The organism is Chryseobacterium sp. UF-290, assembly GCF_058245615.1.
This window is the reverse complement of record NZ_JBSICB010000008.1, coordinates 126765-140534: the sequence shown is the minus strand read 5'-3', so window position 1 is coordinate 140534 and position 13770 is coordinate 126765. Positions and strand designations below refer to the sequence as shown.

Annotated in this window: 13 protein-coding genes; 5 read left to right on the top strand and 8 right to left on the bottom strand. The window is 38.4% G+C overall.

The window, feature by feature from the left end:
- The first annotated feature begins 648 nt into the window (after positions 1–648).
- The 3 genes from AC4IF5_RS11615 to AC4IF5_RS11605 all read left to right on the top strand — a co-directional run bounded on the left by AC4IF5_RS11615 (position 649) and on the right by AC4IF5_RS11605 (position 1564).
- Positions 649–852: a bacteriocin-like protein gene (locus AC4IF5_RS11615; RefSeq protein WP_490734665.1), complete on the top strand. Its 204-nt coding sequence runs from the start codon at positions 649–651 to the stop codon at positions 850–852.
- Positions 853–1177: 325 nt separating this feature from the next.
- Positions 1178–1366: a bacteriocin-like protein gene (locus AC4IF5_RS11610; RefSeq protein WP_490734663.1), complete on the top strand. Its 189-nt coding sequence runs from the start codon at positions 1178–1180 to the stop codon at positions 1364–1366.
- A 30-nt stretch (positions 1367–1396) separates the two neighbouring features.
- A complete protein-coding gene (locus AC4IF5_RS11605; protein WP_490734661.1) occupies positions 1397–1564 on the top strand; it encodes a bacteriocin-like protein in 168 nt (55 codons plus the stop codon).
- A gap of 130 nt (positions 1565–1694) precedes the next feature.
- Here AC4IF5_RS11605 and nadA read toward each other — a convergent pair whose 3' ends face one another.
- The 3 genes from nadA to AC4IF5_RS11590 form a co-directional block, all read right to left on the bottom strand.
- Entirely contained in the window at positions 1695–2714 is a 1020-nt protein-coding gene (gene nadA, locus AC4IF5_RS11600; RefSeq protein ID WP_490734659.1) for a quinolinate synthase NadA, read from the bottom strand.
- Between the two features lie 107 nt (positions 2715–2821).
- Entirely contained in the window at positions 2822–3385 is a 564-nt protein-coding gene (gene gmk, locus AC4IF5_RS11595) for a guanylate kinase (protein WP_490734657.1), read from the bottom strand.
- A gap of 60 nt (positions 3386–3445) precedes the next feature.
- Entirely contained in the window at positions 3446–4303 is an 858-nt protein-coding gene (locus tag AC4IF5_RS11590; RefSeq protein ID WP_490734655.1) for a YicC family protein, read from the bottom strand.
- A gap of 95 nt (positions 4304–4398) precedes the next feature.
- Between AC4IF5_RS11590 and miaA the strand changes: the two genes are divergently transcribed.
- Positions 4399–5313: a tRNA (adenosine(37)-N6)-dimethylallyltransferase MiaA gene (gene miaA, locus AC4IF5_RS11585; protein ID WP_490734653.1), complete on the top strand. Its 915-nt coding sequence runs from the start codon at positions 4399–4401 to the stop codon at positions 5311–5313.
- 142 nt (positions 5314–5455) lie between these two features.
- Here the strand turns inward: miaA and AC4IF5_RS11580 are convergent, their stop codons facing one another.
- From AC4IF5_RS11580 to AC4IF5_RS11565, 4 genes are all read right to left on the bottom strand, one after another.
- Positions 5456–6868 carry an efflux transporter outer membrane subunit gene (locus AC4IF5_RS11580; RefSeq protein ID WP_490734651.1) on the bottom strand — a complete coding sequence of 471 codons (1413 nt, stop codon included), beginning with the start codon at positions 6866–6868 and terminating at the stop codon, positions 5456–5458.
- A 234-nt stretch (positions 6869–7102) separates the two neighbouring features.
- Entirely contained in the window at positions 7103–10285 is a 3183-nt protein-coding gene (locus AC4IF5_RS11575) for an efflux RND transporter permease subunit (RefSeq protein WP_490734649.1), read from the bottom strand.
- 37 nt (positions 10286–10322) lie between these two features.
- A complete protein-coding gene (locus AC4IF5_RS11570; protein WP_490734647.1) occupies positions 10323–11483 on the bottom strand; it encodes an efflux RND transporter periplasmic adaptor subunit in 1161 nt (386 codons plus the stop codon).
- Positions 11484–11850: 367 nt separating this feature from the next.
- A complete protein-coding gene (locus AC4IF5_RS11565; protein ID WP_490734645.1) occupies positions 11851–12447 on the bottom strand; it encodes a TetR/AcrR family transcriptional regulator in 597 nt (198 codons plus the stop codon).
- A gap of 318 nt (positions 12448–12765) precedes the next feature.
- On the opposite strand from AC4IF5_RS11565, the gene AC4IF5_RS11560 reads away from it, so the two are divergent.
- The gene (locus AC4IF5_RS11560; protein WP_490734643.1) at positions 12766–13320 is read left to right on the top strand and encodes a thioredoxin family protein; all 555 of its coding nucleotides are present in this window, start codon (positions 12766–12768) and stop codon (positions 13318–13320) included.
- Between the two features lie 113 nt (positions 13321–13433).
- On the opposite strand, the gene AC4IF5_RS11555 is transcribed toward AC4IF5_RS11560, so the two are convergent.
- Complete coding sequence (locus AC4IF5_RS11555; protein ID WP_490734641.1) at positions 13434–13724, bottom strand: DUF3892 domain-containing protein; 291 nt, start codon at positions 13722–13724, stop codon at positions 13434–13436.
- Positions 13725–13770: the final 46 nt, after the last annotated feature.

Genomic DNA, 13770 nt, shown 5'->3' with positions numbered 1-13770 from the left:
GCCTGTTAACTTTTAACCATAAAAAGCACTGCCTGTATTTGCAGTGCTTTTTTATTAATTCTTATGATTGTGATTAATTTATCTTCTTACAATAAAAAGAATTTATTATATTTATAAAACGAACTAAATCAATTTATTATGAGAAAATCAAAGAAATTAAACAGAGAAAATTTAAAGTTGATTAATGGAGGAGATATCAATGATTGTTTTGAATATTGTCCTCCGGGACCTTATGGACCTGGCCAGCCAAGATCATGTGCTGATTATCATGCTTTACCGGAATGTTGCAAAATGAGAGTTTTGGTGAGTTTTGAATGTTTTGGACCTTATTAAGGGGGAATCCAAAACCGTAGCCACTTATTTTATTGGCATTTTAAAGTTAAGGTATTGTGAAAACAACTAAAAAATTATCAAGAACAAAACTGAAAAATGTTAAAGGTAGAGGAGGATGTACAGGATGTTCAACGGCTGGAAATTATGGAGAAGGTCCTGAGTACACGCATAATTGCTGAAACTATTGGGGGGTACCTGCGAGCTGCAGAAGCTGTGTCGATGTAAGTGCAGATTGCTATGGCCCTGATTACTCTGACTTTTAGAACTGAAAAATATTCATTACAAAGTCAATATTTAACGATAATTAAAACTAATATGAAAAATTTAAAGAAATTAAACAGAAAAGAACTTGGTGAGTTACATGGAGCAGCAGGAGCAAGCTGCAACGGATGTCCACGGAACACAACTTACGGAAACGGGCCTAATGATGCTCCATGTGATGCATATCATATGCTTCCTTTACATTGTAAAATGTGTGTGATTGTAAGTATAGAATGTATGGATGGGGGTGTATCCTAATAAGTATTTGATAAATTAAAAAAAGTAAATCACTGTGTTTCACAGTGATTTTTTTGCAGTTGTCCGGAATTTATTGCCCTTCTGATATACAAAACAATTCATATTCTGCTCCACAGATTTTGTGTACTTTACAATTTCAGTTGCAGTTGCTCGTATTTTTTTGGATTGAAAATACAAAAACTATAAAAATACTTACACTTACTTAATCATTTCACACAGATACTAGATCTTACTTTGTTTTACTGTCCTGGAATCTCACTTTTGAGTAAAATAAATATTGAATGATATTCTGAATATTCAAACAAAAACCTAAAATCAAGTTATTATGAAAAATTTAAAAAAACTTTCAAGAGTTGAGTTGAGAACACTTACAGGAGCAGGACCAATTGGAGGGCCATTTCCTGCAGTATGTATTTACACCCATAAATGGTGCGAAAATCTAAAAATGTGTATTCCAAAAAATGGATCTTGTGATTTAAAGCCTTATGAACCCGGTACTGATGGTGGATTTTAACTGTAAAAAATAATGGAAGAATCAGGCTATATGAAAAATATTAAAAAGCTTTCGAGAGAACAACAGAAAAAAGTAAATGGTGGATTTACTCAATTTCAGATTGATACATGTGGAGGTGCTGCTTATGTATGTTTCCGGCAGGGAGGGTGGGGATGTTGGCGTACACCGGGAGGAACCTGTTATGCTCCTATGGTATAGTTGTTTGAATTCTGTATTATTGAAAATAAAAAAAGAGGCTGTCTCAAAAGTTCAAATTCTGCTCTGGGAATTTCCTAAATGAAAAGTTATTAAGGGGTCCGGGAGAGGATACTTTTGAGACAGCTTCTTTTTATTTTATGCTTTTTGAAAGATCAAGCATTGCCTCAATGGGTTTTAATGCTTTCAGTCTTAATTCTTCGTCAATAAGAATTTCAGGAAGCTCGTATTTCATACATAAATACAGCTTTTCCATCGTATTACGCTTCATGTAGAAACATTCTGAACAATTGCAGCTTTCGTCGAAGACTAATGCAGGAAGTAATTCTTTGTGGGGAGCACGTTTTTTCATTTCGTGCAGGATTCCTTCCTCAGTAGCAATGATAAATTTCTGACAGTCGTCTTTTTCCACATAATTCAATAGAGCAGAAGTGGACCCGATGAAATGAGCCAGCTTAAGAACAGCTTCTTCACTTTCAGGGTGTGCAATCAGTTTAGCATCCGGATTGTCTGCCAATTGTTGGGCGATTCTCTCCATAGAGAAGGCTTCATGTACCACACAGCTTCCATCCCAGAGAATCATGTCACGTCCTGTTTTCTTAGATAAATATCTTCCTAAGTTTTTATCCGGAGCGAAAATGATAGGTCTGTCTTTAGGAAGCGCTTCAATGACTGTTTCAGCATTAGAGCTGGTTACGATGATATCACTTTCCGCTTTGGTTTCAGCATTACAGTTGATGTAGGTCGCAATTAAAGCGTCAGGGTGCTGTTCACGCATTTTTCTAAGACCTTCTCCTGAACATCCGTCTGCCAAAGAGCATCCCGCCATAGTATCGGGAAGCACTACTTTTTTAGTTGGATTCAGGATTTTGGCAGCTTCTGCCATGAAATGTACTCCACAGAATACGATCATGTCAGCATTGGTTTCTTTAGCCTGTCTTGCCAGCTGTAAAGAATCTCCCAGGAAGTCGGCAATATCCTGGATCTCTCCCGGCTGGTAATAATGGGCAAGAATGACAGCATTTTTTTCCTCTTTAAGTTTAAGAATAGCTTTTACAAGCTCTTCTCCCTGAGGAATGGCTATATCTTTTATATCCAGAAATCCTTTTACAGGAATTGCAGATTTAGCTTTTTCTAATGTTTCGGTACTCATATCAACCTCAATGTTTTTTATTATCAGAAGTTAGAGATTAGAAATTAGAAGTTAGATTTTCAGAGTATGGTAATGATCTCCGTTTTCTGACTTCTGTCTTCTATCCATTAGTTACTGATAAAACTTTTTATTAAACTTTCTATTTCTTTTTTAGCTACATCAAGATCGGTGTTGATGACGATCTTGTCAAATTCGCCGGCGTAGGACATTTCTTCTTCTGCCTTTGCCACACGGATTTTTATGGTTTCTGCATCATCTGTATTTCTTGAAATCAATCTTCGTTCCAATTCTTCGATGGAAGGTGGTTCTATAAAAATAGACAACGCTTTTTCTCCAAAATATTTTTTCAGAGAAATGCCTCCTTTTACATCTACATCAAAAATAACAACTTTTCCCTGATTCCAGATTTTTTCCACTTCAGATTTTAAAGTACCGTAATATTTATCAGTATATACTTCTTCATATTCCACAAAAGCATCTTCAGAAATCTTCTGTCTGAACTCATCAGGTGTCAGAAAATGATAGTCCACGGCATGTACTTCACTTCCTCTCGGCTGTCTCGTTGTGCAGGAAATTGAAAATTCCAGTTCAGGAAATGTTTCCAAAGAATGTTTTACCAATGTAGTTTTTCCGCTCCCTGATGGTGCTGAAAATATAATTACTTTATCCATAGAGTTGTCACTTGCTGGTTGAGAGCTGGCTGTAAACTATTACCTCTCAACGGTCAACTATTATAATACGTTTAATGTTTGTTCTTTAATTTTTTCCAGATCATCTTTCATCATTACCACCAGTTTCTGGATGGCAGCATGATTGGCTTTGGAACCTAACGTATTGATCTCCCTGCCGATTTCCTGAGAAATAAAGCCCAGTTTTTTTCCGTTGAAAGATTCATTGTCCATTACTTCCTTATAATATTTCAAATGCTGGGCAAGTCTTACCTTTTCTTCTGAAATATCAAGCTTTTCTGTGAAATAGGCCATTTCCTGATAAAAACGTGTTTCATCTACGTTCTCGAACTCTTTCAATGCCTTTTGGTAGCGGTCTTTTACGCTGATGATTCTTTCTTCTTCAAAAGGAATGACCTCACCAAGGTATTTGTCAATATTTTCGATGTTCCTGTTTAATTCTTCATGTAAAATGCTGCCTTCGGTTTTCCTGAATTCTTCAAAACGGTCTACTGCTGCATTAACGATCTTAGCCAATGCTTCCCATTCACCTTCAGTCAGTTCATCAGGTCTGGAGGTGATGGCATCAGGAAGTCTTACCGCCATTTTAAGATATTCGAAATCCGGACCGTCTGAGGCTATATTCTTCAGTTCATTCATGTAAGAATCAATTAAATTCTTATTGATCTTTACATCATTAGACTCTTCAAGATTCTCTAAATTGACATAGCAGTCTACTTTTCCACGGATAATTCTATCATTAAGAATTTTTCTGATTTCAAATTCTTTTTCTTTATAACGCAAAGGAATTTTGATATTTAAATCAAAGCTCTTGCTGTTCAGTGATTTAATATCTATTGTAATTTTTTTTCCTTCAAAAACATCTTCGGCTCTCCCGAATCCGGTCATTGATAAAATCATAGTTTTTTATTGTTCTACAAAGATAAACATTTAAATTAGCACTGTGAAATCTGTAAGATTCCATCTGACCTTATAAAAATAATGAAAGTGAACTGATGAAAAATTTGATTTCTGTAGTAGGACCCACCGGAATCGGTAAAACAAGATTGGCTATTGATCTGGCCAAATATTTCAATACGGCGGTTATTTCCTGTGATTCCAGACAGTTTTTTAAAGAAATGAAAATAGGAACGGCGGCACCTTCTGAGGAGGAGCTGGCTGAAGCCTCTCATCATTTTATCGGAAATCTTTCAGTAGAAGATTACTATTCTATAGGGCAGTACGAAGAAGATGCCTTGCAAAAGCTCAACGAACTTTTTAAAGAACATGATACAGTCATCCTTGTGGGAGGAAGTATGATGTATGAAAAGGCTGTGATCGAAGGATTGCATGATCTGCCTGAAGCGAATGCTGAAAACCAGGAAAAGCTTCAGACCATACTGGAACAGGAGGGCATTGAAAAGCTTCAGGAAATTCTGAAAGACCTCGATCCTGAATATTTTAGTGTGGTGGATATTCACAACCATCGGAGGCTTCTGCGTGCGATTGATATTATCTGGCAAACGGATAAAAAATATTCCGAACACATTGCTGTTTCCCAGGACGGCAGGGATTTCAATGTGATCCGTATCGGAATTGAAGCTTCAAGAGAAGAGCTCTATGACAGGATCAACCGCAGAGTAGACATGATGATGGAAAATGGACTGCTGGATGAGGTAAAAGGGCTGCAAAAATTCAAAGGATTGACCGCTTTAAATACTGTTGGGTATGCAGAGCTGTTCAAGTATTTTGACGGAGAGTGGGATCTTGATTTTGCCGTATCTGAAATTAAAAAGAATAGCCGGAGATATGCCAAACGCCAGCTGACATGGTACAGAAAAGCGGACGATATTCATTATTTATCATTGGGATACTCTCAAAAAGACTTTGAGGATCTGATCCAATGGATTACGGAACAGTTTCAAAAATAATTGGATAAATTAAATCTGCTCAATTTGCGAGATTTTTATTGTTTCATGCAGATCACGGAGATTTCGCAGATACTTATGTGATCATTGAGAAATAAAAATGCGGCTCAATAAGAACCGCATTCAAACAATATAATTTAATTTACTACTTCCAACCGCCGCCCAGCGCTCTGTATAGATCTACAATGCTGCTTAATCTCTGTCTCTTAATGGAAGCCAGGTTCAGTTCTGCCTGTAGGGAATTTCCCTGTGCTGTAATCACTTCCAGGTAATTAGCTGAACCTCCTTTGTAAAGAAGTTGTGCACTTTTGATTCCGTCTTTTAGTGTAGTAGCCTGTTCAGTAGCCTTCTGTTCCTGAATTTTTAAATTTTCATTGGAAACCAAAGCATCAGAAACTTCACCTACGGCATTCAATACCGACTGGCGAAAAGCCAGAACGTTTTTCTCTCTTTGAATTTTAGCTACTTCCAGATCCGTTTTCAGCTGTCTTTTCTGGAAGATAGGCTGGGTAATTCCTCCCAGTACTGATCCGAACAGTGATGCCGGAATCTGGAACCAGTTATCGAATTTGAATGAGTTTACCCCTCCGTTAGCGGTAATCTTTAAAGCCGGGTACATACTGGCCTGAGCAATTCCCACCATTGCATTGGATTCTAATAGTACCAATTCCTGCTGTCGTACATCCGGTCTGCGGCTTACCATAGCTGCCGGAAGTCCTGCTGTGATGTTTTGGGGAAGGGAAGTGTCAGACATTTCAATCGTTCTGTTCACCTTATTAGGTACTTCACCTATAAGAATGCTTAATGCATTCTCCTGAATGGCAATATTTTGTTCCAACTGTGAGATCAGAAGCTCTGTGGCCTGCTTCTGAGCAGCAGACTGTTGTACTCCCAAAGAAGTAGTATCCCCGCTTTCCCACATTTTTTGTGTGATCAGTAAAGTATTGCTGCTCAGTTCCAGATTGGATTTTGCGATGGCCAGCTGTTTGTCCAGCATCAACAGGTTGTAATATCCCTGGGCAATCGCTGCCACAACCTGAGTCTGGATAGCTTTGGAACCTTCATAGGTCTGCAGGTATTGCATTCTTGACACTTCCTGCTGATTTTTGATTTTCCCCCAGATATCCGCCTCCCAGGAAAGGTTGAAAGCTGCATTATAATCCTCAACATGACTTTTTCCTAAAAACAGATTTAAGCTTTCTCCATTCATGCTGTTTTTGGATGGCCTTGAAATCTGAGCCGCCACTCCGAAGCCAACGTCCGGATATTGCATATACTTTGCCTGCTTCAGTTTTTCCTGTGAAGAAGCAACCTGTTTCAATGCGATTTGCAGGTCATAATTATGTTTGATCCCTTTTTCAATCAGTTCCTGTAAAATAGGATCATTGAAAAATTGTTTCCACTCCAGATTGGCAATGCTTGCTGTATCGGCAGTGGCTGTATACTGGAATTTTTCAGGAAGCGGAAGGTCCGGTTCCTTGTAGGCCAGTTTTGACACACACGAAACAGCTCCTATAGCTATTGCAAATGTTAGTATAATATTTTTTACTCTTTTCATAGTTTTTGTTTGATAGACTTTTAATGGATACAAAATTTTAAGAGTTATAGTTTTATTTTAATCACAGATTGCACAGATCTTCACCGATGATCATGATGGTATTGAGCCTGGAAAATCAGAGATTTTCAAAAATTTATATGGACTTCTTATATGCAATGTTTGTAGCTTAAAATAAATAAGATGCTAAAATTTTTATGATTTTATAAATCTCACTTTTTTGTTCATCCTTTTTTATTAATGAGTAGAAGCCAAAAGTTCTTCCTCCATCTGTTTTCTCAGAAGTCTTTTCTTTTTTCTGCTCGGCATTTTTTCATGCAGGTACTGGAAGACCACATACATCACCGGAATAATGAAGATTCCGAATACTACACCGGTAAGCATTCCTCCTACAGTGCTGTAACCGATCGAGTGGTTCCCTTTTGAAGAGGCTCCCTGTGTCCATACCAATGGAAGCATCCCTACGATAAAGGCAAAAGAGGTCATTAAGATCGGTCTCAGACGTAATCTTGATGCCTGAAGGGCTGACTCTATCAATGATTTTCCTGCTTTTCTTCTCTGGACAGCAAACTCTACGATCAGGATGGCATTTTTGGCCAACAATCCGACAAGCATGATCAATCCTACCTGTACATAGATATTGTTGTCAATTCCTGCTAATCCTGTGAAGGCGAATACTCCGAATATCCCTGTTGGAATAGTAAGAATAATGGCAAACGGAAGAATATAGCTTTCATACTGGGCTGCCAGCAGGAAGTACACAAATAAAATACTTAAGAAGAAAATGAAGGCAGTCTGCCCGCTTGTTTTGATCTCTTCACGGGTAATACCTGTCCACTCATATCCATATCCTCTTGGAAGTGACTTTTGGGCTACTTCCTCTACAGCTTTGATCGCATCTCCTGTACTATAGCCAGGTTTTGGCGTTCCGTTGATGGTTACCGCATTGAAGAGATTGTTTCTGGTTACTGTTTCAGGTCCGAAAGATCTTTTTAATGTAACCAGTGTTTTTGCTGGAACCATTTCTCCTGATTTATTTTTTACATAAATTCCTTCCAGAGAATTTACATCTGTACGGTAAGGAATATCTGCCTGCGCCATTACTCTGTAATATTTTCCGAATCTGTTGAAATCCGATACAAAGCTGCTTCCGAAATAGATCTGCATGGTCTGCATCAGCTCTGTAACGGAGACTCCCAGCTGGTTCGCCTTATCGGTATCTACATCAATGGTATATTGTGGATTTCCGGCAGCATACGTCGTAAAGGCAAAAGCGATTTCAGGTCGTTTCATCAATTCTCCGATGAATGCCTGGGTAGTTGTTCCCAGTTGCTCAAAAGAACCGTTCGTTTTATCCTGAAGCATGAATTCAAAACCGGAGACGTTACCGAATCCCTGTACCGTAGGGAAGTTGAAGAAAAATGCATTGGCATCTTTCACCTGGCTTACCTTTCCTGTCAGTGTTGCAGCAATCTGGTCCGGATCTTTCATTTCACCGCGCTTGTCATAATCTTTAAGTTTAATAAACCCGGCTGAATAGGGAGAAGCATTAGCATTACTGATAAAGTTCATCCCGTCTGCTACCCAAAGGTGGTTGGTCGCTTTTTCCCCATTGATGATCTTATCGATCTGTTCCGTTGCCCGGTGGGTTCTTTCCAGTGAACTTCCCGGAGGAGTGTTTACCGCATACAATACGAATCCCTGGTCCTCTGTAGGTATAAATCCTGACGGAGCTTTTTTGATCAGGAATACACTTGCAGCAGTAATAACGACAAGACCTCCTATAGCTACCCATTTATTTTTAATTAAAAATTTAAGGCTGTAAATATACTTTCGGGTCATGCTGTTGAAGCTTGCATTAAAGGCATTGAAAAATCTTGCTCCAAACCCTTTTTTGTGATGATGTTCCCCATGCTCTCCCTGAGGATCATTTAAGAACATGGCACATAAAGCCGGGCTTAAAGTCAATGCGTTCACTGCTGAGATCAGAATAGCAATGGCTAAGGTGAAAGCAAACTGTCTGTAGAAAACCCCTGCAGGTCCCTGCATGAAACCAACCGGAATAAATACGGCACACATCACCAGGGTAATCGAAATAATAGCTCCTGAAATTTCACTCATGGAGTTCATCGTAGCGTGTTCTACGGGCATTCCTGTCTGTTCCATTTTGGAATGGACGGCTTCCACCACTACAATGGCATCATCCACTACGATACCAATCGCCAGTACCAATGCAAACAGGGTAAGCATATTGATACTGAATCCAAACAGCTGCAGGAAGAAGAAGGTTCCGATGATCGCAACCGGTACTGCTATGGCAGGAATCAATGTAGATCTGAAATCCTGGAGGAAAATATACACCACGATAAATACCAGGATGAAAGCAATCACTAATGTTTCCACCACCTGATGGATGGATGCATCCAAAAAGTCTTTGGAATTATACATAATGATTGGATTTACTCCCTTCGGCAGGGTGGTTTCTATTACCTTTACCTGCTTTTCAATTTCAGTCAGGATCTCATTGGCATTGGAGCCTGCTGTCTGCAAAATAGCAAATCCGGCAACCGGTTTTCCATCCACTCTGTTTGTCGCGGTATAGGTATATGAACCGAACTCTACTCTTGCCACATCTTTTAGTCTTAGGAATGATCCGTCACTATTGGCCTTAATGGCAATACTTTCGTAATCTTCCCCTTTATTCAGTTTTCCTTTATACTTAAGGATGTATTCATACGTTTCTTTGCTTCCCTGCCCGAGACGTCCGGGAGCCGCTTCAAGGTTATGATCTTTGATCGCTGCAAGAACTTCCTGTGGAGAAAGATTATTGGCAGCCAGTCTATCAGGCTTCAGCCAGATTCTCATGGAATAATCCCTTGTCCCGAATACCTGGGCCTGTGCAACTCCCGGAATACGCTGTATCTGAGGAATAACATTGATCTTCAGGTAATTTTGAAGAAAAAGCTCATCATATTGCTTGGCATCTTCACTGGACAGTCCCATGAACATGATCATACTGTTCTGAACCTTCTGTGTGGAAATTCCGGCCTGTACCACTTCCTGGGGAAGCTGGCTCATGGCTTTCGATACACGGTTCTGAACGTTGACGGCTGCATTATCAGGGTCTGCTCCCTGCTTGAAGAAAACGCTCAGGGTCATCGTACCGTCATTGCTGGAGTTGGAGGTCATATAAGTCATATTCTCAACTCCGTTTACAGCTTCTTCGATCGGAGTCGCTACTGAACGGGCTACCACTTCAGCATTCGCTCCCGGATAGAAAGCCGTTACCTGTACACTTGGCGGAGCAATATCCGGAAAGAGGGCAATCGGTAAATTAAAGAGAGACAGAGCTCCCAATAATAAAAGTATTATGGAGATGACCGTTGAAAGGACCGGTCTTTCTATAAATTGTTTTAACATAAGAAGTTTATTTTTTTAAGTCTTCTGTTGGAAAGGATTATAAAGGCTTTGCTTTTAACAGGCTGTCAGAAGAAATATTTTTAGGATTGATCGATGCGCCTTCTTTTAAGTTTCCAATCCCTGTGAATACGATCTTTTCTCCTGGAGAAAGCCCTTCGGAAATGAAATAATAGCTATCGGTCTTTCCTGATATTTTTATCGGTCTTCCGGCTACCTTCTTATTCTTATCCATGACATATACATAGGTTTTATCCTGGATCTCGAAAGTTGATTCCTGTGGGATGACCACTGCATTAGAGATCAGCTGAGGCATACGCACCCGTCCTGTATTTCCTGTTCTCAAAGCTCCGTTGGTATTGGGGAAAACAGCACGTACACTGATCGCTCCGGTTGTTTTGTCAAACTGTCCGTCCACAATGCTCAGTCTGCCTTTTTCAGGATAGGTACTGTTGTCGGCAATGACCAGTTCTACCATTGGCATATTTTTCAGCTTCTCTTCTAAAGTGGCACCAGGATATTTATTCTGGAAAGCAATGAAATCAAGCTCACTTAAGGAGAAATAAGCATAAATCTCACTGATATCTGATAATAATGTCAACGGATTCGGGTCTGTTCTTGAGATCAGGCTTCCTTTTTTGTAAGGAATTCTTCCGATATATCCGCTTACCGGTGCTGTAATCGTTGTAAATCCTACATTGATTCTGGCATTTCCTACGGATGCTCTTGCCTGTGTTGCGGCTGCAACCGCTGCTTCATAATTTGCTTTTGCCGTTTTAAGCTGTACATCGGAAACTACTTTTGCAGCAACCAATGGCTGAAGTCTGTCTACTTCCACTTTCGCCTTTTGTATGTTGGCATTGGCAACCTGAAGATTGGCCTGAGCCATATTCACCTGCTCACCGTAGCTTCTTGAATCTATTTTGAATAAAGGCTGTCCGGCTCTTACATAAGCTCCTTCCTCTACATAGATTTTATCAAGATATCCATCTACCTGTGATCTTATTTCTACGTTGTTTTTACCTTCCAGGGCAGTTGGAAATTCCTGATATGTAGTGGCGGGTGAGGTGATAACGGTATAAACCGGAAGTTCAGGAGCTGGCGGTGCGGCATTGGATCCTTCTGCGGCTTTGGTGCAGCTCTGTAAAAGAATGATACTTGAAATAAGTACTATTAACCTTGTTTTTCCAGGTATTTTCATTTTGGTTTAATTTTTTTAATGAAGTGTTAGATGTAATAAGTAATGTTCTTTGTAATAAATGCTGTTTTTTTTCCTAACAGTGTTAATGATTTGTTCAAAAAAAATTACAGAATTTTTAATGGCTGATCAGATCAATTGTTCCCATAATTGAAATTGTTTTAATAGGTTTAAGTATATAAAAGATGAGGTGTATCTATGTTAATTTTACTAACAGTGTTAATTTATTAAGCAAAAATGCTTACTTTTAAATCCGGTTTTATCAAATGTGGCATAAATGGTTTTCGTTTTAAATTAGTTTTTATATGAATTTTTAAATTAATTCAGTGTTAAATTTCCTAACGGTGTTAATTTTTAGTTCAAAAAAAAATTATAATGACTTAATAAATGCCGAAACAGTTTCGTCCAATGTCGTTTTATTCATCGTAGAAGGGATATCCGCAGTACGCATCATCATAATGGAGATCATACCATGTACGGCAGAAAACAGAGCATGAGACATATGACAGGCATTATCTGGATTAGATCCATTCTTCTTGATAATGTTATAGGTACATTCATAGATCAACTCCTGGAATGACGAAAATTCTTTTTTCATCTGCCCTTTTCCACAACATTGCATTCCCAGACCAAACATCAGCTGATAATATTCTTTATTCTTAAAAGCAAAGTTCCAATATGCATCCACGATGGCAACAAGCTGCTCCTCCGGAGTGTCATGCTTCTGCTGAGCTTTTAATAATTCTATATGTAATTTGTGAAAGCCATCCAGAGAGATTTCAAACAGAATGGCTTCCTTGTTTTCAAAATAATCATACACTACCGGTGCGCTGTATTCAATAGCATCTGCTATTTTGCGCATGGAAAGCGAACCCCAGCCTTCGGTTTTTGCCAAAGTAAAAGCCGCCTGCAAAATATTTGCACGAATGGATTCTTTTTCTCTTTGACGACGTTCATGTAGGCCCATGATTTGATTTCTAACAGTGTTAGCAAAACTACAAACTTTTTAATATAACTTCCAAAGGATATTATAAATTTAATTTCCAAAGATGGTTTATAGAAGATTTAATTAATTGGCCGACAGCTGGAGGAATAGGCATTAGAGGTAAGCTCGGGTTTAAAAAAGACCGATAATAGAATTTGACTATAACTATTTTTGAGGACTGAATATCTTCTTTCTTCCAGCTTCCAGTCTCCTTACCATGTTAAAAATAAAATGTCTGTTTCAGAACTCAGCTTAATTAATAAAAGAAATATCTATCTTTGCGGGTAAAGAAAAAAGGATATGAATACTCCCTCAAATATGCTGGCATTAGGAACAAAAGCTCCGTTTTTTGAGCTTCCTAACCCGTCAAAAACGAATGAAATTCAGTCTTTGGAAGAGCTGAAAGGAGAAAAAGGAACACTGGTGATTTTTATGTGCAACCACTGTCCGTTTGTTCTTCATGTGATCGACAAGATCAATGAACTATACGAAGATTACAACGAAAAAGGAATTGAATTTATTGCCATCAATGCTAATGATATTGAAAAATATCCGGCTGATTCTCCTGAAAAAATGATCGAATTCCAGATCGAAAGAAAATTTGATTTTCCTTATCTGTTCGATGAGAGCCAGGCGGTAGCCAAAGCATATGATGCGGCCTGTACTCCTGATTTTTACTTCTTTGATGAGAAGCTTGATCTTATCTACAGAGGTCAGATGGATGATTCAAGACCGGGAAATAATAAAGATGTCACCGGAGAAGATCTGATCATTGCTTTTGAAAATCTTTTGGCAGGGGAACCGCAGGAAGAAATTCAGAGACCGAGCATGGGGTGCAATATTAAATGGAAGTAGTGTTTAATTGAAAATAGGGAATTGAAAGTTGAAATAATTTTTAATTGCCAATGTTTATAATATAAAATATAAGCTGTTCTTTTGGAACAGCTTTTTCTTTAAAGAGATGATTTCTATTTACATTCGGGAAGTGATAATAAATTGTTTTTTGTTGTATTATCTGCCTCTGTTTTTAAATATTGAGTACCATTATATGTTTCTGCAGTAATAACTTTTGCTCTGTTGCCATAGATGTCGGTAACATAAGCTTCACCATTTTCATTTTTTATCCAATTATATATTTCTAATCTGGTGTTTTTCCCTGATTTTCCATCATCTCTAACCCATCCTAAATGAGTAATTGCTAAATTTGGATTTTCATGATAGCCACTGTTTTTGTTAATACATGTAATTCTAATTGCCATAATTTGTAATTTAAGATTGTTAATAAATTATTTTTTACGAAAATAA

Bases quoted from the DNA above. Each gene is read 5' to 3' on its own strand.
- AC4IF5_RS11615 (WP_490734665.1), top strand. From the start codon at position 649: ATGAAAAATTTAAAGAAATTAAACAGAAAAGAACTTGGTGAGTTACAT.
- AC4IF5_RS11610 (WP_490734663.1), top strand. From the start codon at position 1,178: ATGAAAAATTTAAAAAAACTTTCAAGAGTTGAGTTGAGAACACTTACA.
- AC4IF5_RS11605 (WP_490734661.1), top strand. From the start codon at position 1,397: ATGAAAAATATTAAAAAGCTTTCGAGAGAACAACAGAAAAAAGTAAAT.
- nadA (WP_490734659.1), bottom strand. From the start codon at position 2,714: ATGAGTACCGAAACATTAGAAAAAGCTAAATCTGCAATTCCTGTAAAA.
- gmk (WP_490734657.1), bottom strand. From the start codon at position 3,385: ATGGATAAAGTAATTATATTTTCAGCACCATCAGGGAGCGGAAAAACT.
- AC4IF5_RS11590 (WP_490734655.1), bottom strand. From the start codon at position 4,303: ATGATTTTATCAATGACCGGATTCGGGAGAGCCGAAGATGTTTTTGAA.
- miaA (WP_490734653.1), top strand. From the start codon at position 4,399: ATGAAAAATTTGATTTCTGTAGTAGGACCCACCGGAATCGGTAAAACA.
- AC4IF5_RS11580 (WP_490734651.1), bottom strand. From the start codon at position 6,868: ATGAAAAGAGTAAAAAATATTATACTAACATTTGCAATAGCTATAGGA.
- AC4IF5_RS11575 (WP_490734649.1), bottom strand. From the start codon at position 10,285: ATGTTAAAACAATTTATAGAAAGACCGGTCCTTTCAACGGTCATCTCC.
- AC4IF5_RS11570 (WP_490734647.1), bottom strand. From the start codon at position 11,483: ATGAAAATACCTGGAAAAACAAGGTTAATAGTACTTATTTCAAGTATC.
- AC4IF5_RS11565 (WP_490734645.1), bottom strand. From the start codon at position 12,447: ATGGGCCTACATGAACGTCGTCAAAGAGAAAAAGAATCCATTCGTGCA.
- AC4IF5_RS11560 (WP_490734643.1), top strand. From the start codon at position 12,766: ATGAATACTCCCTCAAATATGCTGGCATTAGGAACAAAAGCTCCGTTT.
- AC4IF5_RS11555 (WP_490734641.1), bottom strand. From the start codon at position 13,724: ATGGCAATTAGAATTACATGTATTAACAAAAACAGTGGCTATCATGAA.